Origin of the sequence: Pseudomonas sp. M2(2023) (genome assembly GCF_030263955.1) — a bacterium.
Taxonomy (GTDB): domain Bacteria; phylum Pseudomonadota; class Gammaproteobacteria; order Pseudomonadales; family Pseudomonadaceae; genus Aquipseudomonas; species Aquipseudomonas asiatica.
On the sequence record NZ_CP127114.1, the window covers coordinates 852,430 to 878,558 of the forward strand.

At 63.4% G+C, this 26,129-nt stretch carries 30 protein-coding genes and 1 riboswitch; of the genes, 18 read left to right on the forward strand and 12 right to left on the reverse strand.

Going from position 1 to position 26,129, the window contains the following annotated elements; genetic code table 11:
• Positions 1–150: 150 nt before the first annotated feature.
• From hemA to QN085_RS03950, 6 genes are all read left to right on the forward strand, one after another.
• Positions 151–1,428 carry a glutamyl-tRNA reductase gene (gene hemA, locus QN085_RS03925; RefSeq protein ID WP_013970908.1) on the forward strand — a complete coding sequence of 426 codons (1,278 nt, stop codon included), beginning with the start codon at positions 151–153 and terminating at the stop codon, positions 1,426–1,428.
• The gene (gene prfA, locus QN085_RS03930; RefSeq protein ID WP_013970909.1) at positions 1,425–2,507 is read left to right on the forward strand and encodes a peptide chain release factor 1; all 1,083 of its coding nucleotides are present in this window, start codon (positions 1,425–1,427) and stop codon (positions 2,505–2,507) included. Before hemA ends, prfA begins: the two co-directional genes overlap by 4 nt.
• Positions 2,507–3,337: a peptide chain release factor N(5)-glutamine methyltransferase gene (gene prmC / locus QN085_RS03935; protein WP_013970910.1), complete on the forward strand. Its 831-nt coding sequence runs from the start codon at positions 2,507–2,509 to the stop codon at positions 3,335–3,337. Before prfA ends, prmC begins: the two co-directional genes overlap by 1 nt.
• Positions 3,331–4,086, forward strand: a complete 756-nt coding sequence (locus tag QN085_RS03940; protein WP_013970911.1) for a molybdopterin-synthase adenylyltransferase MoeB — start codon at positions 3,331–3,333, stop codon at positions 4,084–4,086. The genes prmC and QN085_RS03940 overlap by 7 nt, the downstream gene beginning before the upstream one ends.
• The gene (murI, locus tag QN085_RS03945; protein WP_023661839.1) at positions 4,079–4,876 is read left to right on the forward strand and encodes a glutamate racemase; all 798 of its coding nucleotides are present in this window, start codon (positions 4,079–4,081) and stop codon (positions 4,874–4,876) included. Before QN085_RS03940 ends, murI begins: the two co-directional genes overlap by 8 nt.
• Before the next feature lie 101 nt (positions 4,877–4,977).
• Positions 4,978–5,496 carry an acyloxyacyl hydrolase gene (locus QN085_RS03950; protein WP_024086263.1) on the forward strand — a complete coding sequence of 173 codons (519 nt, stop codon included), beginning with the start codon at positions 4,978–4,980 and terminating at the stop codon, positions 5,494–5,496.
• A 123-nt stretch (positions 5,497–5,619) separates the two neighbouring features.
• On the opposite strand, the gene QN085_RS03955 is transcribed toward QN085_RS03950, so the two are convergent.
• The 5 genes from QN085_RS03955 to QN085_RS03975 all read right to left on the reverse strand — a co-directional run bounded on the left by QN085_RS03955 (position 5,620) and on the right by QN085_RS03975 (position 10,692).
• Complete coding sequence (locus QN085_RS03955; RefSeq protein WP_024086264.1) at positions 5,620–6,318, reverse strand: SDR family NAD(P)-dependent oxidoreductase; 699 nt, start codon at positions 6,316–6,318, stop codon at positions 5,620–5,622.
• Positions 6,315–7,757, reverse strand: coding sequence for a deoxyribodipyrimidine photo-lyase (phrB, locus tag QN085_RS03960; protein ID WP_013970915.1), 1,443 nt, complete (start codon positions 7,755–7,757; stop codon positions 6,315–6,317). Before phrB ends, QN085_RS03955 begins: the two co-directional genes overlap by 4 nt.
• Positions 7,748–8,647 (reverse strand): MerR family transcriptional regulator, encoded by a 900-nt coding sequence (locus tag QN085_RS03965; RefSeq protein ID WP_013970916.1) that lies wholly within the window; start codon positions 8,645–8,647, stop codon positions 7,748–7,750. The genes phrB and QN085_RS03965 overlap by 10 nt, the downstream gene beginning before the upstream one ends.
• On the reverse strand, positions 8,637–9,605 hold the full coding sequence (locus QN085_RS03970; protein ID WP_013970917.1) for a YbgA family protein: 969 nt from the start codon (positions 9,603–9,605) through the stop codon (positions 8,637–8,639). Before QN085_RS03970 ends, QN085_RS03965 begins: the two co-directional genes overlap by 11 nt.
• A 100-nt stretch (positions 9,606–9,705) precedes the next feature.
• Positions 9,706–10,692, reverse strand: coding sequence for an NAD(P)/FAD-dependent oxidoreductase (locus QN085_RS03975; protein ID WP_013970918.1), 987 nt, complete (start codon positions 10,690–10,692; stop codon positions 9,706–9,708).
• A gap of 187 nt (positions 10,693–10,879) precedes the next feature.
• On the opposite strand from QN085_RS03975, the gene QN085_RS03980 reads away from it, so the two are divergent.
• Both QN085_RS03980 and hemH read left to right on the forward strand, forming a co-directional pair.
• Positions 10,880–11,785, forward strand: a complete 906-nt coding sequence (locus QN085_RS03980; protein WP_013970919.1) for a TIGR01777 family oxidoreductase — start codon at positions 10,880–10,882, stop codon at positions 11,783–11,785.
• 13 nt (positions 11,786–11,798) lie between these two features.
• Positions 11,799–12,812 carry a ferrochelatase gene (hemH, locus tag QN085_RS03985; RefSeq protein WP_013970920.1) on the forward strand — a complete coding sequence of 338 codons (1,014 nt, stop codon included), beginning with the start codon at positions 11,799–11,801 and terminating at the stop codon, positions 12,810–12,812.
• Between the two features lie 123 nt (positions 12,813–12,935).
• On the opposite strand, the gene QN085_RS03990 is transcribed toward hemH, so the two are convergent.
• The gene (locus QN085_RS03990) at positions 12,936–14,210 is read right to left on the reverse strand and encodes a uracil-xanthine permease family protein (RefSeq protein WP_013970921.1); all 1,275 of its coding nucleotides are present in this window, start codon (positions 14,208–14,210) and stop codon (positions 12,936–12,938) included.
• A 2-nt stretch (positions 14,211–14,212) separates the two neighbouring features.
• Positions 14,213–14,851 (reverse strand): uracil phosphoribosyltransferase, encoded by a 639-nt coding sequence (gene upp / locus QN085_RS03995; RefSeq protein WP_011532223.1) that lies wholly within the window; start codon positions 14,849–14,851, stop codon positions 14,213–14,215.
• Positions 14,852–15,012: 161 nt separating this feature from the next.
• Between upp and QN085_RS04000 the strand changes: the two genes are divergently transcribed.
• From QN085_RS04000 to QN085_RS04015, 4 genes are all read left to right on the forward strand, one after another.
• Positions 15,013–15,570, forward strand: coding sequence for a hypoxanthine-guanine phosphoribosyltransferase (locus tag QN085_RS04000; RefSeq protein WP_013970923.1), 558 nt, complete (start codon positions 15,013–15,015; stop codon positions 15,568–15,570).
• 2 nt (positions 15,571–15,572) lie between these two features.
• Positions 15,573–16,046 carry a WbuC family cupin fold metalloprotein gene (locus QN085_RS04005; RefSeq protein ID WP_024086265.1) on the forward strand — a complete coding sequence of 158 codons (474 nt, stop codon included), beginning with the start codon at positions 15,573–15,575 and terminating at the stop codon, positions 16,044–16,046.
• A 142-nt stretch (positions 16,047–16,188) separates the two neighbouring features.
• Positions 16,189–16,659, forward strand: coding sequence for a hypothetical protein (locus tag QN085_RS04010; RefSeq protein WP_013970925.1), 471 nt, complete (start codon positions 16,189–16,191; stop codon positions 16,657–16,659).
• A 68-nt stretch (positions 16,660–16,727) separates the two neighbouring features.
• A complete protein-coding gene (locus tag QN085_RS04015) occupies positions 16,728–17,018 on the forward strand; it encodes a PA4642 family protein (protein ID WP_015268954.1) in 291 nt (96 codons plus the stop codon).
• Positions 17,019–17,197: 179 nt separating this feature from the next.
• Here the strand turns inward: QN085_RS04015 and mqo are convergent, their stop codons facing one another.
• Positions 17,198–18,706 carry a malate dehydrogenase (quinone) gene (mqo, locus tag QN085_RS04020; RefSeq protein WP_023662527.1) on the reverse strand — a complete coding sequence of 503 codons (1,509 nt, stop codon included), beginning with the start codon at positions 18,704–18,706 and terminating at the stop codon, positions 17,198–17,200.
• Between the two features lie 600 nt (positions 18,707–19,306).
• Positions 19,307–19,540 carry a hypothetical protein gene (locus QN085_RS04025; RefSeq protein WP_013970928.1) on the reverse strand — a complete coding sequence of 78 codons (234 nt, stop codon included), beginning with the start codon at positions 19,538–19,540 and terminating at the stop codon, positions 19,307–19,309.
• Positions 19,541–19,685: 145 nt separating this feature from the next.
• Here QN085_RS04025 and QN085_RS04030 point away from each other — a divergent pair, with 145 nt between their 5' ends.
• Both QN085_RS04030 and QN085_RS04035 read left to right on the forward strand, forming a co-directional pair.
• On the forward strand, positions 19,686–20,270 hold the full coding sequence (locus QN085_RS04030; protein ID WP_013970929.1) for a YajG family lipoprotein: 585 nt from the start codon (positions 19,686–19,688) through the stop codon (positions 20,268–20,270).
• Between the two features lie 197 nt (positions 20,271–20,467).
• Positions 20,468–20,728 (forward strand): hypothetical protein, encoded by a 261-nt coding sequence (locus tag QN085_RS04035; protein ID WP_013970930.1) that lies wholly within the window; start codon positions 20,468–20,470, stop codon positions 20,726–20,728.
• 116 nt (positions 20,729–20,844) lie between these two features.
• On the opposite strand, the gene QN085_RS04040 is transcribed toward QN085_RS04035, so the two are convergent.
• Positions 20,845–22,011: a 1-acyl-sn-glycerol-3-phosphate acyltransferase gene (locus tag QN085_RS04040; RefSeq protein WP_024086266.1), complete on the reverse strand. Its 1,167-nt coding sequence runs from the start codon at positions 22,009–22,011 to the stop codon at positions 20,845–20,847.
• Positions 22,012–22,136: 125 nt separating this feature from the next.
• Between QN085_RS04040 and QN085_RS04045 the strand changes: the two genes are divergently transcribed.
• The 4 genes from QN085_RS04045 to QN085_RS04060 all read left to right on the forward strand — a co-directional run bounded on the left by QN085_RS04045 (position 22,137) and on the right by QN085_RS04060 (position 24,210).
• Positions 22,137–22,319, forward strand: a complete 183-nt coding sequence (locus tag QN085_RS04045; protein WP_003260667.1) for a CPXCG motif-containing cysteine-rich protein — start codon at positions 22,137–22,139, stop codon at positions 22,317–22,319.
• Entirely contained in the window at positions 22,319–22,579 is a 261-nt protein-coding gene (locus QN085_RS04050) for a putative signal transducing protein (RefSeq protein ID WP_013970931.1), read from the forward strand. Before QN085_RS04045 ends, QN085_RS04050 begins: the two co-directional genes overlap by 1 nt.
• A gap of 15 nt (positions 22,580–22,594) precedes the next feature.
• A complete protein-coding gene (locus QN085_RS04055; protein WP_003260669.1) occupies positions 22,595–23,215 on the forward strand; it encodes an SOS response-associated peptidase in 621 nt (206 codons plus the stop codon).
• Positions 23,216–23,394: 179 nt separating this feature from the next.
• A complete protein-coding gene (locus tag QN085_RS04060; protein ID WP_013970933.1) occupies positions 23,395–24,210 on the forward strand; it encodes a M48 family metallopeptidase in 816 nt (271 codons plus the stop codon).
• Positions 24,211–24,246: 36 nt separating this feature from the next.
• Here QN085_RS04060 and QN085_RS04065 read toward each other — a convergent pair whose 3' ends face one another.
• Both QN085_RS04065 and QN085_RS04070 read right to left on the reverse strand, forming a co-directional pair.
• Positions 24,247–24,831 carry a TMEM165/GDT1 family protein gene (locus tag QN085_RS04065; RefSeq protein ID WP_013970934.1) on the reverse strand — a complete coding sequence of 195 codons (585 nt, stop codon included), beginning with the start codon at positions 24,829–24,831 and terminating at the stop codon, positions 24,247–24,249.
• A gap of 87 nt (positions 24,832–24,918) precedes the next feature.
• A riboswitch (yybP-ykoY riboswitch) is annotated at positions 24,919–25,059 on the reverse strand.
• Positions 25,060–25,098: 39 nt separating this feature from the next.
• A complete protein-coding gene (locus tag QN085_RS04070; RefSeq protein WP_285689648.1) occupies positions 25,099–26,097 on the reverse strand; it encodes a methyltransferase in 999 nt (332 codons plus the stop codon).
• Positions 26,098–26,129 lie beyond the last annotated feature (32 nt).

A 26,129-nucleotide genomic window follows, 5' to 3' on the forward strand; every position in this document is an offset into this window, starting at 1 on the left:
CAAAAGCGGGGGTGTGAGCTGAAGTTGCCGCTGATGCTGGCCTGAAGCCGGCGATAGCCGCAGCGCTATCGCGCAATAGCGAACGGTGGTTGTCCAAAAACCTGCGAAAGAGGACAATTATCGGCTTCCCGTCACAACCAGCGACCTTGCATGGCCTTTCTTGCACTTGGTATCAACCATAAGACTGCCTCGGTAGACGTACGCGAGCGCGTGGCGTTTACCCCAGAGCAGCTGGTAGACGCCCTGCAGCAGCTCTGCCGGCTGACATCCAGCCGCGAAGCGGCGATTCTGTCGACCTGCAACCGTAGCGAGCTCTATATCGAGCAGGACCACCTGTCCGCCGATGCCGTGCTGCAATGGCTCGCCGACTACCACCGCCTCAGCCTGGACGAGCTGCGCGCCAGCGCCTACGTGCACGAAGAGCACGAGGCGGTGAAGCACATGATGCGGGTGGCCTCCGGCCTGGACTCGCTGGTGCTCGGCGAACCGCAGATCCTCGGCCAGATGAAGTCCGCCTATGCCGTGGCGCGTGAGGCCGGCACCGTCGGCCCGCTGCTCGGGCGCCTGTTCCAGGCCACCTTCAGTGCCGCCAAGCAGGTGCGCACCGACACTGCCATCGGTGAAAACCCGGTGTCGGTGGCGTTTGCCGCGGTCAGCCTGGCCAAGCAGATCTTCAGCGACCTGGGCCGCAGCCAGGCCCTGCTGATCGGTGCCGGCGAAACCATCACCCTGGTCGCCCGCCACCTGCATGAGCAGGGCGTGCGCCGTATCGTCGTGGCCAACCGTACCCTCGAGCGGGCCAGCATCCTGGCCGAACAGTTCGGTGCGCACGCCGTTCTGCTGGCCGACATCCCTCAGGAGCTGGCCAACAGCGACATCGTCATCAGCTCCACCGCCAGCCAGTTGCCGATCCTTGGCAAGGGTGCGGTCGAGAGCGCGCTGAAGCAGCGCCGGCACAAGCCGATTTTCATGGTCGACATTGCCGTACCGCGCGATATCGAAACCGAAGTCGGCGAACTGGATGACGTCTACCTGTACACTGTCGATGACCTGCACGACGTTGTGGCAGAAAACCTCAAAAGTCGCCAGGGCGCGGCCCAGGCCGCCGAAGAGCTGGTGTCGGTGGGGGCAGAGGACTTCATGCTGCGCCTGCGCGAGCTGGCCGCGGTGGATGTGCTCAAGGCCTATCGCCAGCAATGCGAGCGCCTGCGCGACGAAGAACTGCAAAAGGCCCAGCGGCTGCTGGCCAACGGCGGCAACCCCGAAGACGTACTGGCCCAACTGGCCCGGGGGCTGACCAACAAACTCCTGCACGCGCCCAGCGTGCAATTGAAAAGGCTCTCGGCCGAGGGCCGCCTCGATGCGCTGGCCATGGCCCAGGAACTCTTTGCCCTCAACGAGGGCTCGACGGACAAATCCCCGCAATGAAAGCGTCGCTGCTGAACAAACTGGAAATCCTCCAGGACCGCTTCGAAGAACTCACCGCTCTGCTTGGTGATGCCGAGGTCATTTCCGACCAGACGCGCTTTCGCGCCTATTCCCGTGAATACGCCGAAGTCGAGCCGGTCTACGCTGCTTATAAAGAGTGGCGCAAAGTCCAGGACGACCTCGAAGGTGCCCAGGCGCTGCTCAAGGACAGTGACCCGGACCTGCGCGAAATGGCCGTGGAAGAAGTGCGTGAAGCCAAGGAACAACTGCTGACGCTGGAGTCGCAGCTGCAACGCATGCTGTTGCCCAAGGACCCCAACGACGGCCGCAACGTGTTCCTCGAAATCCGCGCCGGCACCGGTGGCGACGAGGCGGCGATCTTCTCCGGCGACCTGTTCCGCATGTATTCGCGCTACGCCGAAAAGCGTGGCTGGCGCCTGGAAATCCTCTCGGAGAACGAAGGCGAGCACGGCGGCTACAAGGAAATCATCGCCCGCGTCGAGGGTGAGAGCGTGTACGGCAAGCTCAAGTTCGAGTCCGGCGCACACCGCGTACAGCGCGTGCCCGAAACCGAATCCCAGGGCCGTATCCACACCTCCGCGTGTACCGTGGCGGTACTGCCCGAGCCGGACGAACAGGCGGCCATCGAGATCAACCCGGCCGACCTGCGCGTGGACACCTACCGCGCATCCGGTGCCGGCGGCCAGCACGTCAACAAGACCGACTCGGCGATCCGTATCACCCACTTGCCCACCGGTATCGTGGTCGAGTGCCAGGAAGAGCGCTCGCAGCACAAGAACCGTGCCCGTGCCATGTCCTGGCTGTCGGCCAAGCTCAACGACATGCAGACCAGCGCCGCGCAGAATGCCATCGCCACCGAGCGCAAGCTGCTGGTCGGCTCGGGTGACCGTTCCGAGCGCATCCGTACGTACAATTATCCACAGGGGCGGGTGACCGATCACCGTATCAACCTGACCCTGTACTCGCTGGACGACATCCTCGCCGGCGGGGTGGAGGCGGTGATCGAACCGCTGCTGGCCGAATACCAGGCCGATCAACTGGCCGCTCTGGGGGACTGATGACCATCATCGCCAGCCTGCTGCGCAACGCGCAGTTGCCAGAGTCGCCTACCGAGCGGCTGGATGCCGAGCTGCTGTTGGCCGCGGCCATCGGCAAATCGCGCAGCTACCTGCACACCTGGCCCGAGCGAATCGTCAGCAGCGAAGATGCCGAGACCTATGCTGGCTACCTGCAGCGCCGCCGTGGCGGCGAACCGGTCGCCTACATTCTCGGGCTGCAAGGCTTCTGGAAGATCGATCTGGAAGTGGCACCGCATACCCTGATCCCGCGGCCGGATACCGAGCTGCTGGTCGAAGCTGCCCTTGAACTGCAACCCGCCACGCCGGCCAAGGTCCTTGACCTGGGCACCGGCACCGGCGCGATTGCCTTGGCCCTGGCCAGCGATCGCCCGGCCTGGCAGGTGACCGCAGTGGACCGCGTGGAGGAGGCTGCAGCCCTGGCTGAGCGCAACCGCCAGCGGCTGGGCCTGGCAAACGCCCAGGTACGGCTCAGCCACTGGTTCGACAGTCTGGCCGGCGAGCGTTTCGACCTGATTGTCAGCAACCCGCCCTACATCGCTGCCGCAGACCCGCATTTGGTCGCCGGTGATGTACGCTTCGAGCCCAGCAGTGCGCTGGTGGCCGGTGCCGATGGCCTGGACGACCTGCGCGTGATAGCTGCCCAGGCGCCCGCGCACCTGGTACCGGGTGGCTGGTTACTGCTGGAACACGGCTACGATCAGGCAGCGGCGGTGCGCGCCTTGCTGGCTGAACAAGGCTTCATCGAGGTCGCCAGCCGCACGGACCTGGGCGGCCATGAACGCATTACCCTGGGGCGCCTGCCATGCTGAGTGATCAGGAACTGCTGCGTTACAGCCGGCAGGTTTTGCTGGCCCAGATCGACATCGACGGCCAGTTGCGGCTCAAGCAGAGCAAGGCGCTGATCGTCGGGCTCGGCGGCCTTGGCTCGCCCGTCGCCTTGTACCTGGCCGCCGCCGGGGTCGGTGAGCTGCACCTGGCGGACTTTGACACCGTCGACCTGACCAACCTGCAACGCCAGGTGATCCACGACAGTGCGAGCGTGGGCATGAGCAAGGTCGATTCGGCCCTGCAGCGCCTGCAGGCAATCAACCCGGAAATCAGCCTGGTTGCCCATCGCCAGGCTCTGGACGAGGACTCGCTGGCGGCCGCTGTGGCAGCGGTCGACCTGGTGCTGGACTGCTCTGACAATTTCGGTACCCGCGAGGCGGTCAACGCTGCCTGCGTCGCGGCTGGCAAGCCGCTGGTCAGCGGTGCGGCGATCCGCCTGGAAGGGCAGTTGTCGGTATTCGACCCACGGCGTGACTACAGCCCTTGCTACCACTGCCTGTATGGCCATGGCAGCGAAGCCGAACTGACCTGCAGCGAGGCCGGTGTGATCGGCCCGCTGGTGGGCCTGGTGGGCAGCCTGCAGGCGCTGGAGGCGATGAAGCTGCTGGCCGGGTTCGGCGAGCCGCTGGTCGGCCGCCTGCTGCTGATCGATGCTCTCGGCACTCGTATCCGCGAATTGCGGGTCAAGCGCGACCCGGCTTGTGCGGTCTGTGGTAAGCGCGATGGCTGATCGATCGGCGCCGGTCGGCGTGATGGACTCCGGGGTTGGCGGCTTGTCGGTACTCGCCGAGATCCAGCGCCTGCTGCCCAACGAGACGCTACTGTACGTGGGCGATTGCGGCCACATACCCTACGGCGAGAAGTCGCCGGACTATATCCGTGAGCGTCTCCGGCGCATTGCTGCGTTCTTCCATGAACAGGGCGCCAAGGCCATGGTACTGGCCTGCAATACCGCCACGGTGGCGGCGGTGGCCGACCTGCGCGAGTTGTACCCGAACTGGCCGCTGGTGGGCATGGAGCCGGCGGTGAAGCCCGCTGCCGCCGCTACGCGCTCTGGCGTGGTCGGTGTGCTGGCCACTACCGGTACCCTGCAGAGTGCCAAGTTCGCTGCCTTGCTCGATCGTTTTGCCAATGACGTACAGGTCATCACCCAACCTTGCCCGGGCCTGGTCGATCTGATCGAGACCGGTGACCTGGCCAGCCCGACGCTGCGCCAGTTGCTGCAAGGTTATGTGCAGCCGTTGCTGGCCGCTGGCTGTGACACGTTGATTCTCGGTTGCACCCATTACCCCTTCCTGCGCCCGTTGCTGGCCGGCATGGTGCCAGCCGACGTCGCCATCATCGATACCGGTGCTGCAGTGGCACGCCAACTGCAGCGGCTGCTGGGCGCGGATGACCTGTTGGCCGATGGGCCGGCCAGGGATACCCGCTTCTGGACCAGTGCCGATCCGCAATACCTCAGAAAGATCCTGCCTTTGCTGTGGCATAAGTCGGACAGTGTGCAAAGCTTTTCATTGTGAAAAAAACGTGAAAAGAAGCTGAACTATCGTACCGCTGCCGTTTTCTACCGCCTTGCCTGAAATGAGGCGGATACCAATAACAGCAAAGAAGGATGTTGCTCATGAAGAAGCTGCTCGGCTTGGCGGCGGCTGCCGTCTTCACCCTGGGGCACTCACTGTCGGCGCAGGCTACCGACGTTTCGTTTTCGGTGGGGCAGACCGGTGACTCGACCATGGTCTACCGGTTGGGGCTGCAATCGAATTGGGAAGCGAGCTGGTGGCAGACCAGCGTCGGGCGCCTGACGGGGTACTGGGATGGGGCCTACACCTATTGGGATGGTGACGAGACCGCGAGCAACCATAGCCTGTCGTTCGCGCCGGTGTTCGTCTACGAGTTTGCCGGGGAGTCGGTGAAGCCTTATATAGAGGCTGGGATTGGCGTGGCGGCATTCTCCAGCACCGAGCTGGAAGACAACGAGCTGGGCTCGGCATTCCAGTTCGAGGACCGCATCGGCTTTGGATTGCGCTTTGCCGGTGGGCATGAGATTGGCGTGCGGGCGATTCACTATTCCAACGCGGGCATCAAGCAGCCCAACGATGGGGTGGAGAGCTATAGTCTGCATTACCGCATGGCGCTCTGAGTTCTCCTGTGCCGGCCTCTTCGCGGGTGAACCCGCTCCCATAGCCCCCCCTGTATCTTGAGTGCAGTGGTGTACCTGTGGGAGCGGGTTTACCCGCGAACAAAGCAGTGCCGATGCCAGGCTCTAGCGCGTCAACGGCCACAGGCCATGGAGATCCAAGGCCTCCAGCACAAGCTCGGGCTCCCTCTGCGGCCACCGCCGCAGCAGTTCTTCTGCCGCATCCTGCGGCGTCCACGCCTCCGGTAGCGCCTGCGCCGGTGTCACGGGTGTCTTCAGCGACTGCGGCCCCACCACGGTCAGCTCAACCCCCTGCGCCTTCAACGCCTGACGCTGCTCGCGCATCCATTGCGGCGTGTTGTTCCAGCCCGCAGGCACCCGCGTCGGTGCATGCAACTGCAGCGCCGAATAACGGTTGAACACCGCCATCACCTGCGGCGAGTCACCCTTCGCCAACAACGGCAGCGCACTGGCCAGGCAATGCTCGCCGGCCAACTGGTTGTCCGTGACGATCGCCTCGAACAACTCGCTGTCAGCCACATCGTCCGCCAGGTAATCGCTGGTACCAGCGTTGATGATCAAGCCATCCAGCGCGCACCAGGCATGGCAGATCTGCTGGCTGGCCTGGGCCGCCTGATGTTCTTCGTGCAACTGCCACGGCAAGCGCAACAGTTGGCTGCCATAGCGTGCACCCAAGGCATCCAGTGCCTCGCCATGCTTCGCGCTTGCAGCTACCCGGTGTCCTTGCCCGAGCAGCCCCTCCACTAAAGCCAGGCCAAGTCCATTGCCTGCTCCCGTCACCCAGATACTGCGTGCGTTGTTCAAGATGCTGCCCTCTGATCCTGCCGGCGCGGGAGGTTCTTGAATGCCTCCAGTGCGCGCTGACGACTGCTGTCGAGATCGACAATTGGACTGTGGTAGGAATATCTAGCAAAAAGATCGGCCGACTTCACGGGGAAATGAATGGCTTTTTCATCTACCCCCTGCAATTCCGGCAGCCAGTGCCGAATGAAACGCCCTTGCGGGTCGAATCGCTGCGACTGTGAAACCGGGTTGAAGATGCGGAAATAGGGCACTGCGTCGGTGCCAGTGGACGCGCTCCACTGCCAACCGCCGTTGTTGGCGGCCAGGTCGCCGTCTATCAAGTGGCGCATGAAATGCCGCTCGCCCTTGCGCCAGTCGATCAGCAGGTTCTTGCTGAGGAACATGGCCACGATCATGCGCAGGCGGTTGTGCATCCACCCGGTGTGCAACAGTTGGCGCATGGCGGCGTCGATGATCGGGAAGCCGGTTCGGCCCTGTTCCCATGCTTCGAGGTCGGCCGGTGCATCGCGCCAGGGCAGGGCTTCGGTCTGGGCGCGGAAGGCTCGGTGACGCGAGACCTGTGGATAACCGGTCAGGATGTGTTTGTAGAATTCGCGCCAGAGCAGCTCGTTGATCCAGGTTTGCACGCCGCTGCTGCCGCTGTCGAACTCGCCGCGGTTGCTGGCCAGGGCACCGTGCAGGCACTGGCGTGGCGAGATCATGCCGGCGGCCAGATAGGCGGAGAGCTGGCTGGTACCGGGCTTGGCAGGCAAGTCACGCAGCTGTTGGTAATCGTCGATGGTTTCATCGAGAAAACGGGTCAGCCGCGCCTTCGCTTCGGCTTCGCCGGCCGGCCAGTGGTCGCGCAGTGCCTGCGCGGGTTTTTCGAAGCCGTCCACGTGCTGTGGGATCGGGTCGCTGCTGACATGCAGCGGTGCCTGGCGTTTTATCTGGCGGGCCAGGGCAGGGAGGCTGCGGTGCAGGTGCTCCAGGCAGCTCTTCTTGAACTGGCTGAACACCTGGAAGTAGTCGCCGCTGCGGGTAAGGATGGTGCCAGGGCGGAACAACAGCTGGTCGAGGTGGCTGTGGGCCTGGATGGACGACTTTTCCAGCAGCGCGCGGGTGGCGTCGTCGCGACGTTGCTCGTTGATGCCGTACTCCTCGTTCCAGTGCACGCTTTGCACCTGATGTTGGCGGCAGACGTCGAGTACGGCCTGTGGCGCCTGGTCCCAAGTGTCGATCCTGCGGATCAGCAGGGGGATGTTCAAGCGCTCCAGCGACTGGCGCAGGTCGCGCAGGCTGCGCAGCCAGAAGTCGACCTTGCAGGCGGCGTCGTCGTGGGCCAGCCATTGCCCGGGGCTGACCAGCCACAGTGCGAGGGTCGGGCCGCGTTCGCTGGCGGCGGCTAGCGCGGTGTTGTCATCGATGCGCAGGTCGCTGCGCAGCCAGGTCAGGTGCATGGTGCGGTCATCTCTCCAGGCTGGCGGTCATGGGCTTGCAGCAAACGCAATGCCGCCTGCGGGGTATCGAACAGGGCAAGATTGGGCAGCCCCAGGGCGCGCAGCCGGGTTTCATGCAGCGCCAGCGTCGGCCCGCCAGCCAGGGTCGGCACGGGCAGGTTGGACAGGGTACGGTGCAACGCCTTGTCATCGATGCGTGGCCCCAGGTGCAGGAGCACGGCGCGTGGCTTGAGCATGGTGGCTGCGCGTTGCAGGTGCGCGCCAGCAATGGTGTGCTCCAGCACTTCGACCGGCAGGCCGTTGCTGGTGAACAGCCAGGCGCACAACCACAAACCGGGGCTGAAAGTTTGTTCGCTGTCTTCGGCCAGCAAGATGGCAGGCCCTTGCAGCAACTGGTTGTCGTGGTAGACCCTGGCGCCCAGCTTGCTGCGCAACCAGCTGTGGAAAAACACCTGTTCCAGCCGTGCGTTGAAGTAATTGCGCCAGCGCAGGTCGAGGAGGTCGAGCAGCGGCAACAGCAATTGCTCGCACAGGGTGACGGCCGGGTACAGGGCCATCGCCTGGTTGAGCTGCTGGTCGAGGGCGCGCTGCGACAGCGTGGCGATGGCCTCGATCAGTTGGAACTGCCGGGCTTGCCAGTCGCCTTTCGGCGGCGTGCTGGCCGGTTTGTCGAGCAGCTCGCGTACCTGGCCGACGGAGGCGCCGCGCTGCAGCCAGGCAAGGATCGCTTCTACTCGTTCGACCTGCTCCAGCGGATACAGGCGATGGCCCTTGGCGGTACGCTGGGGCTTGAGAAGGCCGTAGCGGCGCTCCCAGGCTCGCAGGGTGACGGGATTGACGCCCGTGCGGCGAGCCAGTTCGCCGATGGGCAACAGGATCTCAGACGGCATTGCGCAGGCCCAGGCTCTCGGGGTGCGGCTGAAGGTAGGCCTGCTGCTGCAGATACGGATCGGGATGCTTGCGCAAATGGTGCTTGAGCAGGGTCAGCGGCACTACCAGCGGCACCACGCCTTGCTGGTATTGGCCGATGATGGCCTGCAGCTCGGCTTTGTCCTGCCGTGTGAGGATGTCCTTGAAGTAGCCGCTCAGATGCTGCAGCACGTTGCAATGAGTGCCGCGGCTGGCACAGCGGCGCAGAGCCTGCATCAGCTGGCTGAAGTAGCGCGGGCCGATGCTTTGCGGGTCATCGTCCTTGCTCATGCTGCCGAGCAGGCGCCCGAGGCTGCGGTAGGCCTGCGGGTTGTTGGCCATCAACAGGTACTTGTAGCGTGAGTGGAATCGCACCAGAGCGCCACGGCTCAGGCCTTCGGCCAGCAGGCGTTGCCAGTCGGCGTACGCGTACACGCGGCTGATGAAGTTCTCGCGCAGTATGGGGTCGTGCAGGCGGCCTTCTTCTTCCACCGGTAGGTCCGGCCGCCGTGCGCAGAACGCCTGCGCATACACTCCCCGCCCACCGTGGAAGGCAGGGTGGCCATTGTCTTGGTATACCTTGACCCGCTCCAGGCCACAGGAAGGCGATTTCTGCATGAAGATGTAGCCGCAGATATCATCGAGTTCCGCCGCCATTTGCTCGCCATAGCTGCGCAGCGGTCCGGTCAGGTCCATGCCGGGGTTGCGGGTGCCTACCACTTCCGGCTGCTCGGGGTCGCCGACCAGGCGGATCGGGTCGCGCGGCACGCCCAGGCCGATGGCCACCTCCGGGCACACCGGCAACCAGTCGAAATGTTCCTCGAGTTGCATACGGCACAGGTCGGAGGCCTTGTGGCCGCCGTTATAGCGCACGCTGTGCCCGGTCAGGCAGGCGCTGATGGCGATACGCGGCTTGCTGTGGGCGGATGAGTCGTGCATGGGCTGCCTCCAAAAACCTGTACGAGACAAAATAGTTGTACAGGTTCATTCCAGCACAGCCCGGAAGTTATGCAAACAGTTTTTTTTGTATAACCCTACATCACTCGAGATGTTCGAGCAGTCGACGCGCCGCTTCCTGGCCACTGAGCCAGGCGCCCTCGACACGGCCGGACAGGCACCAGTCGCCGCAGGCGTATAGGCCCTGGTCAGCATCGGCCAGTGCGCCCCATTCATGGTTGCTGCTCGGACGGGCATAAAGCCAGCGGTGGGCCAAGGCAAAAGTAGGTGCTGGCACCACGCAGCCGACCAGTTCGGCGAATTCGCCCCACAGCTGTTCGATCACTTCCTCCTTGGGCAGGTCGATGTGTTGTCGGCTCCAGTCCGATGTGGCGTGCAGTACCCAGGTGTCGAGTTGCTCGTCACGCCCGGGCTTGCTGCGGTTGCGCGCCAGCCAGTCGAGCGGGTTGTCCTGCACGAAGCAGCCTTGCATCGGGGTATCCAGCGGTGTCTGGAAGGCCAGGGCGACGGCCCAGGTGGGCTCCATCTGCACACCGGCGGCCACGGCAGCGAGCTTCGGGGTAGCGGCCAGCAGCGGCGTGGCCTGTGGCGCCGGCACGGCGATCACCACGCGGCTGTAGGGGCCGTGGCTGCAGCCTTCGGTGTCCTGCAGGTGCCAGTACTGCTTGCCGCGGAACACTTCGGCGATGCGGCAGCCGAAGTTGACCGTCACGTCCTTGAGCAGGCCGCGGGTGATTGCACTCATGCGCGGCACGCCCACCCAGCGCGTCTGCTCGTCGGGGGAGGGGCTGAGTTCACCATCGCGGTAGTTGTACAGCTGTGGCTTCCATTGCGCGGCCCAACCGGCGGCAACCCATTGCTGTACCTGCTCGACGAAGCGGCGGTCACGGGCCGTGAAGTATTGGGCGCCGAGGTCCAGCGCGCCAGCTTCGCTGCGCTTGCTGGCCATGCGCCCGCCACTGCCGTGGCCCTTGTCGAACAAATGCACGGATTGCCCGGCCTTCTGCAGGGCCTGGGCGGCTGACAGGCCGGCGATACCGGCCCCGATGATGGCGATAGGTACTGTCATGATGGCCTCTTCAAACCTTGCTGTAAGCAGACTACGCTGTCAGGCAAACCTGTACAATGCTCAAATGTTGTATAAGGTTATTCCGTGTTGGCAGGCAGGTTGGCCTATGTTTATCCGAGAGCGTCGGGTCAAAAAAGTGCCTTGATGTTAAAAATAGACCACCGCCGCATTCTGCGAGGACACAGCCATGCATATATTGCTGACAGGCGGCACCGGGTTGATTGGCAAGCACCTGTGCCAGTACTGGCTCGGCCAGGGTCATCGCCTGACGGTGTGGAGTCGGCGGCCTGAACAGGTGCCGAAAATTTGTGGGACCGGCGTGCGTGGCATCGCCCGCCTGGAACAACTGGAGGCGGATGTTCAGCTGGACGCAGTGATCAACCTGGCCGGCGCGCCGATTGCCGATCGGCCCTGGACGGCGGCCCGGCGCAACCTGCTGTGGGCCAGCCGCGTCACCCTCACCGAGCAGTTACTGGCCTGGTTGGGCAGCCGCGAACAGCGCCCGGAAGTGTTGATTTCCGGCTCTGCGGTGGGCTGGTATGGAGACGGTGGCGAACGCGAGCTGACCGAGGCTTCACCGCCGGTGCGCGAAGATTTCGCCAGCCAACTGTGCATTGCCTGGGAAGAGACAGCGATGCGTTCGCAGGCTCAGGGCATTCGCGTGGTGCTGGTGCGTACCGGGTTGGTGCTGGCCAGTGACGGCGGCTTTTTGTCGCGCCTGCGCCTGCCCTTCAAACTGGGGCTGGGCGGGCCTTTGGGTGACGGGCGGCAGTGGATGCCTTGGGTCCATATAGACGACCAGGTCGCCCTGATTGATTTTCTCTTGCAGCACAAGGATGCCAGCGGTCCTTATAATGCCTGCGCCCCGGAGCCGGTGCGCAACCGCGAGTTCGCCAGGCGCCTGGGCCGCGCCTTGCACCGGCCGGCGCTGCTGCCAGTGCCGGCACTGCTGCTCAAGGCGGGGCTGGGTGAGCTGTCGACCCTGCTACTCGGCGGCCAGCGCGCCCGCCCGGCACGCTTGCTGGCGGCAGGCTTCACCTTCCGCTTCAACGATCTGCAATCGGCTCTGGACAACCTGTCCAGCTGCCTCTGACATAGGACGCTGCATGACCGATCACGCCCTGCTGCTGGTCAACCTGGGTTCCCCGGCCTCCACCTCGGTGGCCGATGTGCGCCGCTACCTCAACCAGTTCCTCATGGACCCGTATGTGATCGACCTGCCCTGGCCGGTACGGCGCCTGCTGGTGTCGCTGATCCTGATCAAGCGCCCGGAGCAGTCGGCGCACGCCTATGGCTCGATCTGGTGGGAAGAGGGCTCGCCGCTGGTAGTGCTGACCCGTCGCCTGCAGGCGGCAATGGTCGAGCACTGGCCCCATGGCCCGGTGGAGATTGCCATGCGCTATGGCCAGCCGGCCTTGCCCGAGGTGCTGGAGCGCCTGGTGGCCCAGGGTGTGCGCAAGGTGACCCTGGCGCCGCTGTATCCACAGTTCGCTGACAGCACGGTGACCACTGTGGTGGAACTGGCCAGGCAGACGGTCAGTGAACGCCAGTTGCCGTTGCAACTTCGCGTGCTGCAGCCATTCTACGAGCACCCGGACTACATCGAGGCATTGGTCGCCAGCGCCCGGCCTTACCTGGAGCAGGATTACGATCACCTGTTGCTGAGCTTCCATGGTTTGCCGGAGCGCCACTTGAAGAAGCTGGACCCTACCGGCAAGCATGACTTCCAGGCGGCCGATTGCTGCAAGGATGCCAGTGCCGACATGCGCGCGGTGTGCTACCGCGGGCAGTGCTTGGCAACGGCCAGGGCCTTTGCGCAGAAGATGGGCATACCCGATGGCAAATGGTCGGTGTCGTTCCAGTCACGACTGGGGCGGGCCAAGTGGATCGAACCCTATACCGAGGCGCGGCTGGACGAGCTGGCCAAGGCTGGGGTGAAGAAGCTGCTGGTAATGTGCCCGGCGTTCGTGGCCGATTGCATCGAGACCCTGGAAGAGATCGGCATGCGCGGGAGCGAGCAGTTTGTCGAGGCCGGCGGGCAGGAGCTGGTGCTGGTGCCTTGCCTGAATGATCACCCGGAGTGGGTGAAGGCGCTGGCGGGGATGTGCGAAAAAACCTGAGTCCAAGGTTGCCCTCTTCGCGGGTAAACCCGCTCCCACAGGTTTTGCACAAGGCCTGAGGGCAGCGGGGTACCTGTGGGAGCGGGTTTACCCGCGAAGTGGCCGGGTCAGGCTAAAGCCGAATCAAGGCAACTGATCATCCAGCTTCTTGTGCTTCCAGCCATCATTGCCCGGCAAGATCAGGTTCAGGGCGATAGCCACGATGGCGCACAGGGCGATGCCCTTCAGGCCCCAGTCATCCGGGCCATCACCACTGCCGATCAGTACGCCGCCGATACCGAACACCAGTGTCACCGACACGATCACCAGGTTGCGCGCTTCAGCCAGGTCGATCTTGTGGCGGATCATGGTGTTCATGCCCACCGCCGCGATCGAGCCGAACAGCAGGCACAGGATGCCACCCATCACCGGTACCGGGATGCTTTGCAGCAATGCGCCGAACTTGCCGATGAAGGCGAGGGTGATAGCGAAAATCGCCGCCCAGGTCATGATCTTCGGGTTGTAGTTCTTGGTCAGCATCACCGCGCCGGTGACTTCGGCATAGGTGGTGTTGGGCGGGCCGCCGAACAGGCCGGCTGCGGTGGTGGCCAGGCCGTCGCCCAGCAGGGTGCGGTGCAGGCCGGGCTTCTTCAGGTAGTCGCGGCCGGTCACGCTGCCGACCGCGATCACCCCGCCGATGTGCTCGATCGCCGGTGCCAGGGCAACCGGGACGATGAACAGGATGGCCTGCCAGTTGAATGCTGGCGCGGTGAAGTTGGGCAGCTCCAGCCACGGCGCGGCGGCGATCTTGGCAGTGTCGACCACGCCAAAGGCGAACGACAGGGCAAAGCCTACGAACACGCCGGCAATGATCGGCACCAGACGGAAGATGCCCTTGCCGAACACGGCAACGATCAGCGTTGTCAGCAGGGCCGGCATCGAGATCATCATGGCGGTCTTGTACGGCAGCAGCACGCTGCCGTCACCGGCCTTGCCCATCGCCATGTTGGCGGCGATCGGCGCCATGGCCAGGCCGATGGAGATGATCACCGGGCCGATCACCACCGGCGGCAGCATGCGGTCGATGAAGCCAGTGCCTTTGATTTTTACCATCAGGCCCATGAAGGTGTACACGAAACCTGCGGCCATCACGCCGCCCATGGTCTCGGCCAGGCCGAACTGGCCCTTGGCGAGGATGATCGGGGTGATGAAAGCAAAGCTCGAGGCCAGGAACACGGGTACCTGGCGGCCGGTGACCAGCTGGAACAGCAGGGTGCCGATGCCGGCAGTGAACAGCGCTACGTTCGGATCGAGGCCGGTGATCAGTGGCATCAGCACCAGCGCGCCAAATGCCACGAAGAGCATCTGCGCGCCCGAAACGACCTGGCGCCAGAGCGGGTCGTTGAAGCCGTCCTGCATGGTCAGGCGTCCTTTTGCTTGGTGCCGAAGATCTTGTCACCGGCATCGCCCAGGCCCGGCACGATGTAGCCGTGTTCGTTCAGGCGCTGGTCGATCGAGGCGGTGTAGATCTGCACGTCCGGGTGGGCTTTTTCCACCACTTCGATGCCTTCTGGCGCAGCGACCAAAACCATGGCGCGGATCTCTTTGCAGCCGGCCTTTTTCAGCAGGTCGATGGTGGCGACCATCGAACCGCCGGTGGCCAGCATCGGGTCGATGATCAGGGCCAGGCGCTGGTTGATGTCCGGCGCGAGCTTTTCCAGGTAGGTGTGGGCTTCGAGGGTTTCCTCGTTGCGGGCAACGCCGACGGCGCTGACCTTGGCGCCCGGGATCAGGCTGAGCACGCCGTCGAGCATGCCGATGCCGGCTCGCAGGATCGGTACCACGGTAATCTTCTTGCCGGCGATTTTTTCAACTTGCACCTTGCCGCACCAGCCGTCGATCTCGTAGGTTTCGAGCGGCAGGTCCTGGGTGGCTTCGTAGGTCAGGAGCGCGCCGACTTCCTGGGCAAGTTCGCGAAAATTCTTGGTGCTGATATCGGCACGGCGCATCAGGCCGAGCTTGTGGCGGATCAGCGGATGGCGGATCTCACGAGTGGGCATAGGGGGGCTCCGAAAGGCGGGCAAAAAAACCGCGCTAGATTAATCTATTCAGCCTGTGCTGTCGTCTGGTCATTCTGGACGTTAGTCCATAAATGCTTGATCTGTGACGAGCGGATGCGTACCTTTGCCCGCTTTTCCAAAATGCACCCCCGGAGAGCGCCATGTCCGCCGATCTCGAGCATATCCGTCAAGTCATGCGTGAAGCTGACTGCCTGTACACCGAAGCCGAAGTCGAAGCGGCCATCGCCAAAGTCGGCGAGCAGATCTGCAAGGACCTGCACGACAAGAACCCGGTGGTTTTCTGCGTGATGAACGGCGGCCTGATCTTCTCGGGCAAACTGCTGACCCACCTGCAGTTCCCACTGGAAGCCAGCTACCTGCACGCTACCCGCTACCGCAACCAGACCAGCGGCGGCGAGCTGTTCTGGAAGGCCAAGCCCGAAGTGTCGTTCATCGACCGTGACGTACTGATCGTCGATGACATCCTCGACGAAGGCCACACCCTCAGCGCCATCATCGAGTTCTGCAAGCATGCTGGTGCGCGCTCGGTGCACACCGCGGTACTGATCGACAAGGAACATGACCGCAAGGCCAGCCCGGAACTCAAGGCCAACTACGTGGGCTTGCCCTGCGTCGACCGCTATATCTTCGGTTACGGCATGGACTACAAAGGCTACTGGCGCAACGCCAACGGCATCTTCGCCGTAAAGGGGCTGTGATCATGCGCCAGCCTGCGTTCATCGACCAATCGCTGTTCGCCGGGCTGGCCGCAAAGGCTGCAGCCAACCCGCGCGGGCGGCAACATCACAATTTCCATGAGATGGAAGAGCCTTGCCACCGCATGGCAGTCGGGCTGCAACCGAGCACCTATATCCCGCCGCATCGGCACCTGAGCGATGACAAAGCCGAAACGCTGGTCGTGCTCAAGGGTTGCCTGGGCCTGCTGCTCTTCAACGAGCAGGGGGCGGTGACCGACAAGCGAGTGCTGCAGGCGGGCGGGGATTGCCTGGGTGTGGACCTGGCGCCTGGTATTTACCATGGGCTTGTGGTGCTGAAGCCGGACAGCATCCTGTTCGAGTGCAAGGCCGGACCGTATCGGCCGGTGGGTGAAGGCGAACATGCGCACTGGGCGCCGCGCGAAGGAGAAGAGGGCGTGGACGAGTACCAGGCCTGGATGCGCGCGCAGTTCGATTGATGTTGCTTGCACCGGCCCCATCGCCGGCAAGCCAGCTCCCACATGGATAGCGCGGTACCTGTGGGCGCTGGCTTGCCGGCGATAGGGCCGGTACAGCCCAGACACAGCATGCTAGAGTGCTCTTTCATTCAAGGAGCCTCACATGCGTGCGTTTCTTCCCCTCCTGCTGGCGGTCAGCCTGCCACTCGCCGCCGCACCGCTGCACAGCCAGTTCCTGCCACCAGACGACCAGTCCCTGCGCCAGGAAGCGCCGACCGGCCAGCAATTGCTGCAAGTGACCGACTACTCGGTGGTAGTGGGTACCCAACGCCAATCCGACCAGCAGCCGATCCCGATCACCTCGTCGTTGCAGGTGCGCCTCAAGGGCAAGCCGCTGAGCAAGGGCGCAACCATCGCCCAGGTACTGCTGACCTTTGACGGTGAAGCGGCCAAGAGCCTGAAGAAACCCGTATACGATGAGAAAACCCGCACCCTGAGCCTGAATTATCCGCTCAGCGACTACCGCGTGATCATGGACCTGCTGCGCAACGAGACGCTGTATGTGCAGTTCCTCACCTACGGCAACGGCCACGTCTGGGCCGACCTGCACACCGGTACCGTACGTACGCGTTGAGGCGCCCGGCCTGCGGGGGGTACACTGCCGGCCTTCGAAATTTCGTGATGGTCCAGTTGGAGTCGGCAATGCGTAAAGACAAGAAACAGGTAATCGGTGACGAGATCAGCGACGACTACATCAAGTCGTTCCTCCAGTTCGAGCCGGCCGATGGCGTGACCTCGCCGTCGCTGCACAAGCTGGTCAAAGCCTACCGCGGCCTGCGCATCGACGATTTCGAGCGTTTTGTCGGCTTCTTCGTCGAGGCTGGGCTGGACCTGGATGGCAAAGACGAGCACGGCAAGACCTTTGTCGAGCAGATTGCCGACCAGCGCAATGCGTCGGATTACATCGAGATCATCGCCAAGGCCCGTGGCTGATTTGTAAACCTGCTCCGGCCCTTTCGCGGGTAAACCCGCTCCCACAGGTACAGCACAGCCCTTAGTTGTGGTGCGGTCCTTGTGGGAGCGGGTTTACCCGCGAAAGGGCCGGAGCAGGCTTACAAAGATCCAGGCACAAAAAAACGCCCCGAGGGGCGTTTTTTTCGTTACCGGCCGAATCAGGCGTAATGCTTGGCCGCCGGGCTGCTTTCCACCAGGTCCAGCGCCACGTCGTTGTCGGCACTGATCTTGTGGTACAGGGCAGCATCGGTCGCCAGGATCTTCTCGCGAGCCGGGAAGATTTCCTTGAGCTTGGCAGCCCAGGCACCTTTGGCCTGCTCGGGGAAGCAGCGCTCGATCAGTTCCAGCATGATCGAAACGGTCACCGAAGCGCCCGGCGATGCGCCGAGCAGTGCAGCCAGGCTGCCGTCCTGGGCTGAGACCAGCTCGGTACCGAACTGCAGCACGCCGCCTTTTTTCGGGTCTTTCTTGATGATCTGCACGCGCTGACCGGCTACTTCCAGGCGCCAGTCTTCGGCCTTGGCCTGCGGGTAGAAGCGACGCAGGGCTTCCAGGCGCTGCTCCATCGACTGCATCACTTCGCTGACCAGGTACTTGGTCAGGTCCATGTTGTCACGGGCCACGGCCAGCATCGGGCCGATGTTGCCCATGCGTACCGACAGCGGCAGGTCCATCAGCGAACCGTGCTTCAGGAACTTGGTGGTGAAGCCGGCATATGGACCGAACAGCAGCGATTTCTTGCCATCGACCACGCGGGTATCCAGGTGCGGTACCGACATCGGCGGGGCGCCGACCGCGGCCTGGCTGTAGACCTTGGCCTGGTGCTGCTTGACGATTTCCGGGTTGTCGCAACGCAGCCACTGGCCGCTGACCGGGAAGCCGCCGAAACCTTTGCTTTCCGGAATGCCCGACAGCTGCAGCAGCGGCAGGGCCGCGCCACCGGCGCCGAGGAAGACGAAGCGGGCGTCCACTTCACGGCTACCGCCGCTGTTGACGTCCTTGATGCTCACGGTCCAGCCCTTGCCGTTACGGCGCAGGCCAACGACCTTCTTGCTGTACTTGACCTGGGCGTCCTGCGAGTCGCCCAGCAGCTTCAGCAGCTTGTTGGTCAGGGCGCCGAAGTTGACGTCGGTGCCCTTGAGCACGCGGGTGGCGGCGATGTGCTGGTCGGCTGGGCGGCCTGGCATCATCAGCGGCATCCAGTCCTTCATCACGGCCTTGTCTTCGGTGTATTCCATGTCCGCAAAGGCATGGTGCTGCTTGAGCAGCTCATAGCGCTTCTTGAGGAAGGAAACACCCTTGTCACCCTCGACGTAGCTCAGGTGCGGGACAGGGTTGATGAAGGCACGTGCCGAGCCGAAGTTGCCCTTCTTGCTCAGGTAGGCCCAGAACTGGCGCGAAACCTCGAACTGGGTGTTGATGTGCACGGCCTTCTTGATGTCGATGCTGCCATCGGCGGCCTGGGGCGTGTAGTTAAGCTCGCACAGGCCGGCGTGGCCGGTGCCTGCGTTGTTCCAGGGGTTGGAGCTTTCCGCGGCTCCGGAGTCCATCGCCTCCACGACCTCAAGCTTCAGGGTCGGGTCGAGCTCCTTGAGCAGTACGGCCAGGGTGGCACTCATGATGCCTGCGCCTACCAGTACCACATCAACCGATTCGTTCTGCGCCATTTAACGCGTCTCCACAATCTACAGCTACCTAATTGACAGCATAGGACCTGGGTTCGCCAGGGTCGCCATGTCCGACTTTTCGCAGTTCTTGCAACTTCCGCGGACACCGCCAATCAGTCTTCGGGTTCGCGTATTGAACGCGGTTTGCCACGGGTGCGGCAATTCGACTTATGGTCAAGGTGTCGTGCGTGCGTTATGGAACGGCTCAGACACTCATACGGGATGAGCGCATTTGCCGCCTGTTCAGGGCTGTTCGGGACACATCTGCCGCTTTTGCACATGCCAGACTGTTCATTTGCTCGCCACACTCTTGTGAAGTTGTGAAAACCGTTTTTTCACGCTCTTTTGGAGACGTGAACCTCAAAAGGGGACTGCGCGATGGCAACCCGCAGGTTCATGCAGTGTGAAGGGCCGGAAAAGCAGGCACGACAGCCGATGCAAGACCTGAGTGGAAGGCTCTCTGTGGGCGAAGCATTGAAGTTGCCGGGGTCAATCGGCGAGTGCGGGGCCCGATCAGGAGACGTCCTTATAATCGGGGGGAGATTATAGCGATGTCGCGGGCAGAAATGTCGCCATTCGTGGTTTTTATTGCAGCGTTTGTCAGGCCGCGAGGATGCGCTGGTGCCAGCGGCGGCTTGCGCGGGCGCAAACCCGGGCACTGGCGGGCAGCTCGCGGCCCAGCCAGGCGAGCCGGATTTCGCCGATCTGCACCCAGCCGCTGCCGCTGGGCGCCTGGCTGCATTGCTTGAAGGCCAGGCATTTGCCGTCGGCATCGAGGCGGGCATAGGTGTTGTGGCGCGGGCGTTGGAACAGCAGGGTCCAGAGCGAGGCCATGGCAGCGAGTCCTGTGCGTTAGGGCTTGGCGCAAGGATAAGGGCGCGGCGATGAAACGATTGTGACAAGCGGGCCGGACCGATGACTGGTCGATGCGTGGCTAGGTATACTGTGGGCCTTCGCCGCTTTTTCTGGAGTAACGCGCATGTTGCAACGTCTGTTGTTCGGTTTGATCGCCGTGGCCAGCCTCAGCCTGGTCGGTTGTGCCCACAGCCCGCAACAACTCAACCCGCAACCCACGCTCAAGGCCCAGCTCGCCCCGGTCGGCCATGGCCAGCCGGTAGTGGTCCGGGTAGTTGATGGCCGGGCCTCGCAGTCCCTGGGCACTCGCGGTGGCATGTATCCCGAGACCAGTACCATCAGCGTGAGTGGCAACGACATCGTGCCCAAGCTGCAGGCCCAGGCCGAAGCCGCCGTACGCCTGCTCGGCTTCACCCCGACGCCGAACGCCTACAACGCGCCGCAGCTGACCGTGACCCTGGCCGAACTGAAGTACCAGTCGCCGAAAGACAACCTGTACGTGACCGAGGCTACCATCGGCGCCACCTTCCGTGCCGACGTGTCCAATGGCGGCCGCCGCTACAGTGGCCGTTACGGCGCTTCGCTGGACCAGCGTTTCGGCATGGCGCCGAACCAGGAAACCAACACCCAGCTGGTGGGCGATGTGCTGAGCGATGCCCTGACCCGCATGTTCAAGGACCCGACCATCGGTCAGGTGCTGGGGCAGTAAGCCTTCAGCTATAAAACAAAACCCGCTGCCTGTGTTCCAGGCAGCGGGTTTTTTGTTGTCTGTGCCCGCGAAGAGGCCGGCAAATCTTCATGCCATGCCAGATGAAATTCGATGACACTTTGTCGCCTGAACCGGGCGTCTGGGCATGACTTGGGTAGAATGCCGGCCTTTGCCGTCGCTCATACCGAGGTTGCGTGATGTCCTTGCAAGTGCTCTGGGGGTTCCTGGCCGCCCACCCGACCAAGCTGATCAATCTGCTGGCGCTGCTGCTGACCTGCCCGGGCGGGTTGCTGCTGCACAGTGCGCGGCGGCGCGAGGCCGAGACCCGCGAATACATGGCGGTGGACGAGGGGGTGGTGGACGCGTTCGACCTGCGGGTGCCGCGGTATTTCTACATTCTCGGTTTTTCGTGCCTGGCGATGGCGTTGCTGCTGTCCTGGTTCAGTACCTGGATTTGAGATTTCAGGGCCGCTTTGCGGCCCATCGCGACACAAGGCCGCTCCTACAGGTATGTGCGATCCCCTGTAGGAGCGGCCTTGTGTCGCGATGGGCTGCAAAGCAGCCCTAGGATCTATCAGGCAACCGGTGCCTGCTGCCTGACCTGGTACTGGTTGCGCACCGGCGTCGCATACTGCAGCACAAGGTACGGCCGCTGCTCCTCAGGGCAGGCATCCAGGCGGCGTTGCCATTCCTCCTTGGCCCGAGCCAGCTCATCGGCCGGGAACACCTTCTCGGCGCTCGGCACCTGTAGCGCCTCATCCTTGCCATCCCACATTGCATAGGCCAGGTAGTGCACCGGGAACAGTCGGTAGCCACCGAGGATCTGCCGGTCGATTTCCGCTGCCAGCTGCTTGGTATCCTCGTGATACTCGGTCACCGGCGGGGCAAAGTTGATGTGCACCCGGCCTTTGTAGCCGGTAATGCCCTTGGCGATGCTGTTGTCGTCCTCGCCCGGCGCCTTCTTGTAGGTGCCGGTGGTGGCGCGGATGTACAGCTCGCGGGCCTTGGCCTGGTCGCACGGGTCATATTCGTAGCTGATCGAAACCGGTGTCAGGTTCAGGCTCTGGATCACCGCGCCGAACGGCTCGTCCTTGCGGCTCATGTGGAACATCTTGAGGATCGCCGAATCGGTGCGGTCGTCACCGTCCTTGGCCCGGCCTTCTGCCTGGGCGATCCAGATCGACGTGGCGTCGTTGCGGATCGAGTGGTTGATGTAGGCCGAGAGCAGCTGGTAGGCCGCCAGCTTCTCGCGGCGCCCACTGATCGAGCGGTGCACGATGAAGCTCTTGTTCAGGCGCATCATGTCGCTGACAAACGGCTTTTGCAGCAGGTTGTCGCCAATGGCGATACGCGGCGTGGGCAGCCCGGCGTGGTACACCGCGTAGTTGACGAAGGCCGGGTCCATGACGATGTCACGGTGGTTGGCCAGAAACAGGTAGGCGGTGCCGGCCTTGAGCTGCTCCACGCCCGAATAGGTGACGCCGTCGGTGGCGCGGTCGATGGTCTGGTCGACGTAGTACTCGACTTTGTCCTGCAAGGTCGAGACACAGGTGACACCGGCGAATTCCTTGCGCAGACGGCGGGCGATCAGCGGTTTGAGCAACCAGCCGAGAGCACCGGCCGCACGCGGGAAGCGGAAGTGGGTGAGGATATCGAGGAATGCCGGGTCGCTGAGCAGGCGTGCCAGAACGGCAGGGACCTCAGCGTCGTCGTACGGTCGGATGGCATCGAATTCGCCCATCATGCTCTCTTGTTGGAAACGGCTAGGGTAATAAGGTAGGGGCGGGCTCCGAAAAACGGCTCGGACACACACAGGCCCTGTAAACAGACCGGCAATTATACGCATAAGTCACCCCGGAGGCCGCGATGCTGCAAACTGCTATCTACGATTGCCCTTATTGTGGCGAAGAAGTCGAAACCACGGTGGACCTGTCCGGTGGCGATCAGGAGTACATCGAGGACTGTCAGGTATGCTGCAAGCCTATCCGCTTCGTGCTGCAAGTTCATGGCGAGGAGTGGATGCTGGATGTATTCGGTGAGAATGACTGATGCAGCGTATCTACGAACCGGAAAACCTGCTCGAGGCTGAAATGCTGGCGGGCATGCTCGCCAGCGAGGGGGTCGAGGCGCACCTGGTTGGTCGTGACCTGATCGGTGCTGCCGGTGAACTGCCGATGCAGGGCTTGCTTGGGCTTGCCGTGGCTGATGAACAGGCCGAGTACGCACGGCAGCTGATCGATGCGTACAATGATGCCCAGCCACTGGTTGGCGACGAACCGGAGAGTTTCCCCGGTACCTTGATCTGCTAGGTTCTGAATTCGCCCATGTGTGGACGTTACGCCCTGTTTCGCTGGCCCCAGGCTCTTGCCAGTCTGCCGGGCTTTCCCGTTGGCCAGCCAGCCCAATGGAACATCTCGCCCGGGGCTTCGGTGCTGATCCAGCGCCAGCTTGACGGCCAGTTGCAACTGGCCAAGGCGCGCTGGGGGCTGACCCCGGCCTGGCTCACCGACCTGTCCCGCACCCCCGCCCATGCCCGCGCCGAAACCCTGGCCGAGCAGCCGATGTTTCGCGACGCGTTTCGCCTGCGCCGCTGCCTGATGCCGGCCAACGGCTTTTACGAATGGCGCGGCAGCGTGCGCAAGCGCCCGTACTGGCTGACCCCGGGGGAGGGTGCATCACTGTACTTCGCCGCCGTGTGGGAGGCCTACCCGGTGCAGGACCAGGTTTGGTTGAGTTGTGCGGTTGTGACCCAGGCGGCGATGAACCAGCGTCGGCCGCTGATACTGGACGAGGCAGGGCAGGCCGCCTGGCTTGACCCGGACACGCCGCTGGCCCGCCTGCATGAATTGCTGGCCAGCCCGCCGGCGACGTTGCGCGAACGGGCCCTGGCGCATTTCGTCAATGATCCGAAGCTGGATGCGCCGGAGTGCCTGACTCCGGCCTGATGTATGGCTGTGCCGGCCTCTTCGCGGCTGAAGCCGCTCCTACAACGATCGCATTATCCCTGTAGGTGGGGGTTCACCCGCGAAGGGGGCGGCACAGGCGACGAAAATCTTCCCTGCGGCTATGGCGGCCCCAAGCGACTCGGCCTACGATACGGCGCATGTAAAAAGGGAGTGTTTTCATGCGCAAGTCTTTTGTCGTCAGCCTGTTGAGTGCTGGCATCCTGCTGGCCGGCTGCCAGGCGGTTAATACCACCAGCGGCGGTGCTGTCGGCGTCGAGCGCCAGCAGTACATGTTCAGCATGCTTTCGACCGATGAGGTCAACCAGATGTACGCCCAGTCCTACCAGCAGACCCTGGGTGAGGCATCGAACAAAGGCGTGCTCGACAAGTCCAGCGCAGATGCCAAGCGTGTGCAGGTAATTGCCAACCGCCTGATTGCCCAGACCCCCAAGTTCCGCCCGGATGCCGCGCAATGGAACTGGGAAGTCAACGTGATCAAGAGCGACGAGCTCAACGCCAACTGCGGCCCGGGCGGCAAGATCATCGTCTACACCGGCCTGATCGATCAGCTCAAGCTCACCGATGCGGAAATTGCTGCGGTGGTGGGCCACGAGATCGCCCACGCTTTGCGTGAGCACAGCCGCGAGGCGATGTCCAAGGCGTATGGCGTGGAAATGGCGCGCCAGGGCGCCGGTGCCCTGTTCGGCCTCGGCCAGGGCAGCATGGCCATGGCCGATACCGTGGTGAACTATGCCATGACCCTGCCCAACAGCCGGGCCAACGAGAACGAAGCCGACCTGATCGGCCTGGAGCTCTCGGCGCGTGCCGGTTACGACCCGAATGCCGCGATCACTTTGTGGAACAAGATGAGCCAGGCTTCCGAAGGCGCACCGCCTGAGTTCATGAGCACTCACCCGGCGTCCCAGAGCCGCATTGCTTCGTTGCAGGCGGCCATTCCGAAGGTGATGCCGCTGTATCAGGCGGCCAAGAAGTAAGACCGTAAGGGGCCGCAGAGCGGCCCCCATCAGCAGTCAACCCACCCAGCCACTGGCTTTCATCGCCGAGTACACGGCCACGATCGCCAGCACGAAGAACGCCGTGGCCGCCAGGCGACGGATCAGCGTCAGCGGCAGTTTGTCCGCTGCGAAGTTACCCGCCAAAACCACCGGCACGTTGGCAATCAGCATGCCCAAGGTAGTACCGATAATGACCATGATCAGGTACGGATACTGTGCTGCCAGCATCACCGTGGCGACCTGGGTCTTGTCACCGATTTCAGCCAGGAAGAACGCGATCAGCGTGGTCAGGAACGGCCCGAAGCGGCGCGCCGGGTTCTCGTCGTCATCCATCTTGTCCGGAACCAGGGTCCATAGGGCAGTGGCGGTGAAGCTCGCGGCCAGGATCCAGTGCAGTGCCGAGTCGCTGAAGAAGCTGCCGACCCACGCGCCCACGGCACCAGCCGCGGCATGGTTGGCCAAGGTGGCGGCGATGATGCCGGCGATGATCGGCCAGGGCTTGCGGAAGCGGGCAGCGAGTATGAGCGCGAGCAGTTGCGTCTTGTCGCCGATTTCGGCGAGGGCAACGATGGCGGTGGGGACCAGCAAAGATTCCAGCATCAGAATTCCTACGGGGGCGGGTCGACACGGCTATGACACGTACAGCCTCCCCGCCCCGGGTAAGGTGTGCGTGTCATAGGTCTTGTCAAACCCTGGATCCGTCTATGCGGATCTCGCCATGCAGGCTGGCATGGTGGGTCGCACGCGCCATGGTCTGTGGACCAAGTATGTTGACGCGTACCGGGCGAGCTGGGTGCTCGCGGGAGACTACTCCCCTAGGACGGTGCGGATTCTGCCTAGGCAAAACGCTTTCGGCAAGCGCTGTTTTTATCCGTGTGTTGCCTGGTAGATGCGGAAACCGTCCGCCTCGTCGCGTACCTGGCAGTTGCCCAGCGCCCCTTCGATCAGTGGCTGGTAGCGCAGGAAGCTGTTGGCAACCAGGCGCATTTCGCCACCTTTTCGCAGATGAACGGCTGATTTTTTCAGCAAGTTTTCCGATGCCTGGTAGTTGGTGTGCACCCCGGTGTGGAACGGCGGGTTGCTCAGGATCAGGCTCAGCTCGGTCGGCGCCGCGTCGATGCCGTCGCCGCTGATCACTTCGCCCTCCAGACCATTGGCGGCCAAGGTCAGGCGGCTGGCGGCCACGGCGAAGGCATCCACATCCAGCAGGGTCACCCGGTTTTGTGGATAACGGCGCTTGACCGTGGCGCCCAGCACCCCGGCACCGCAGCCGAAGTCCAGCACATGCCCGCTCGGCAGGCCGTCGAGGTGCTTGAGCAGCAGGGCGGTACCGCGATCGAGGCGGCCATGGCTGAACACACCGGGCAGGCTGACCACTTGCAGTGGGCCGTCTTCCAGGCTGAGCTCGAAGCGTTCGGCCAGGCTTTCCAGGGGCTTGGCTTCTGGCGCGTGCTCGATGGTCACCTGCCACAGCTGGCAATGGCGGGCGCTGTCGAGCTTGCGCGGCTTGCCAAAGGCCTGCAGCTGCTTGGCCGCACCCTCGATGCCACCACGTTTCTCGCCGACCAGGTACAGCTCGCGGCCCGCCAGGCGCGAGGCCAGGGCATTGAGCAGGTAGGCGGTCAGTTCGCGGGACTTGGGCAGGAACAGCACGGCGCTGTCGAAAGCCACTTCAGGGGGCTTCACTGAATAGTGGCTGCGCCCGGCGAAGCGGCTTTCGAGCGTAGCCTGATCACCCGCATGCCAGGTCCAGGCCTGGGCATTGGGCAACTGGCCTAGCAGGCCGTCGGCGGGGGCGCCGGCGAGCAGCAGCGGGCCCTGGAACAGCTCTGCCTGGCGGAGCAACACTTCACTGCGCGGGTCCATGGACGACGCCTCCTGGAAAAAGTGGCGCAGTT

Excerpts from the sequence above, each read along its gene's own strand:
- hemA (WP_013970908.1), top strand. The coding sequence starts at position 151 with ATGGCCTTTCTTGCACTTGGTATCAACCATAAGACTGCCTCGGTAGAC.
- prfA (WP_013970909.1), top strand. The coding sequence starts at position 1,425 with ATGAAAGCGTCGCTGCTGAACAAACTGGAAATCCTCCAGGACCGCTTC.
- prmC (WP_013970910.1), top strand. The coding sequence starts at position 2,507 with ATGACCATCATCGCCAGCCTGCTGCGCAACGCGCAGTTGCCAGAGTCG.
- QN085_RS03940 (WP_013970911.1), top strand. The coding sequence starts at position 3,331 with ATGCTGAGTGATCAGGAACTGCTGCGTTACAGCCGGCAGGTTTTGCTG.
- murI (WP_023661839.1), top strand. The coding sequence starts at position 4,079 with ATGGCTGATCGATCGGCGCCGGTCGGCGTGATGGACTCCGGGGTTGGC.
- QN085_RS03950 (WP_024086263.1), top strand. The coding sequence starts at position 4,978 with ATGAAGAAGCTGCTCGGCTTGGCGGCGGCTGCCGTCTTCACCCTGGGG.
- phrB (WP_013970915.1), bottom strand. The coding sequence starts at position 7,757 with ATGCACCTGACCTGGCTGCGCAGCGACCTGCGCATCGATGACAACACC.
- QN085_RS03965 (WP_013970916.1), bottom strand. The coding sequence starts at position 8,647 with ATGCCGTCTGAGATCCTGTTGCCCATCGGCGAACTGGCTCGCCGCACG.
- QN085_RS03970 (WP_013970917.1), bottom strand. The coding sequence starts at position 9,605 with ATGCACGACTCATCCGCCCACAGCAAGCCGCGTATCGCCATCAGCGCC.
- QN085_RS03975 (WP_013970918.1), bottom strand. The coding sequence starts at position 10,692 with ATGACAGTACCTATCGCCATCATCGGGGCCGGTATCGCCGGCCTGTCA.
- QN085_RS03980 (WP_013970919.1), top strand. The coding sequence starts at position 10,880 with ATGCATATATTGCTGACAGGCGGCACCGGGTTGATTGGCAAGCACCTG.
- hemH (WP_013970920.1), top strand. The coding sequence starts at position 11,799 with ATGACCGATCACGCCCTGCTGCTGGTCAACCTGGGTTCCCCGGCCTCC.
- QN085_RS03990 (WP_013970921.1), bottom strand. The coding sequence starts at position 14,210 with ATGCAGGACGGCTTCAACGACCCGCTCTGGCGCCAGGTCGTTTCGGGC.
- upp (WP_011532223.1), bottom strand. The coding sequence starts at position 14,851 with ATGCCCACTCGTGAGATCCGCCATCCGCTGATCCGCCACAAGCTCGGC.
- QN085_RS04000 (WP_013970923.1), top strand. The coding sequence starts at position 15,013 with ATGTCCGCCGATCTCGAGCATATCCGTCAAGTCATGCGTGAAGCTGAC.
- QN085_RS04005 (WP_024086265.1), top strand. The coding sequence starts at position 15,573 with ATGCGCCAGCCTGCGTTCATCGACCAATCGCTGTTCGCCGGGCTGGCC.
- QN085_RS04010 (WP_013970925.1), top strand. The coding sequence starts at position 16,189 with ATGCGTGCGTTTCTTCCCCTCCTGCTGGCGGTCAGCCTGCCACTCGCC.
- QN085_RS04015 (WP_015268954.1), top strand. The coding sequence starts at position 16,728 with ATGCGTAAAGACAAGAAACAGGTAATCGGTGACGAGATCAGCGACGAC.
- mqo (WP_023662527.1), bottom strand. The coding sequence starts at position 18,706 with ATGGCGCAGAACGAATCGGTTGATGTGGTACTGGTAGGCGCAGGCATC.
- QN085_RS04025 (WP_013970928.1), bottom strand. The coding sequence starts at position 19,540 with ATGGCCTCGCTCTGGACCCTGCTGTTCCAACGCCCGCGCCACAACACC.
- QN085_RS04030 (WP_013970929.1), top strand. The coding sequence starts at position 19,686 with ATGTTGCAACGTCTGTTGTTCGGTTTGATCGCCGTGGCCAGCCTCAGC.
- QN085_RS04035 (WP_013970930.1), top strand. The coding sequence starts at position 20,468 with ATGTCCTTGCAAGTGCTCTGGGGGTTCCTGGCCGCCCACCCGACCAAG.
- QN085_RS04040 (WP_024086266.1), bottom strand. The coding sequence starts at position 22,011 with ATGGGCGAATTCGATGCCATCCGACCGTACGACGACGCTGAGGTCCCT.
- QN085_RS04045 (WP_003260667.1), top strand. The coding sequence starts at position 22,137 with ATGCTGCAAACTGCTATCTACGATTGCCCTTATTGTGGCGAAGAAGTC.
- QN085_RS04050 (WP_013970931.1), top strand. The coding sequence starts at position 22,319 with ATGCAGCGTATCTACGAACCGGAAAACCTGCTCGAGGCTGAAATGCTG.
- QN085_RS04055 (WP_003260669.1), top strand. The coding sequence starts at position 22,595 with ATGTGTGGACGTTACGCCCTGTTTCGCTGGCCCCAGGCTCTTGCCAGT.
- QN085_RS04060 (WP_013970933.1), top strand. The coding sequence starts at position 23,395 with ATGCGCAAGTCTTTTGTCGTCAGCCTGTTGAGTGCTGGCATCCTGCTG.
- QN085_RS04065 (WP_013970934.1), bottom strand. The coding sequence starts at position 24,831 with ATGCTGGAATCTTTGCTGGTCCCCACCGCCATCGTTGCCCTCGCCGAA.
- QN085_RS04070 (WP_285689648.1), bottom strand. The coding sequence starts at position 26,097 with ATGGACCCGCGCAGTGAAGTGTTGCTCCGCCAGGCAGAGCTGTTCCAG.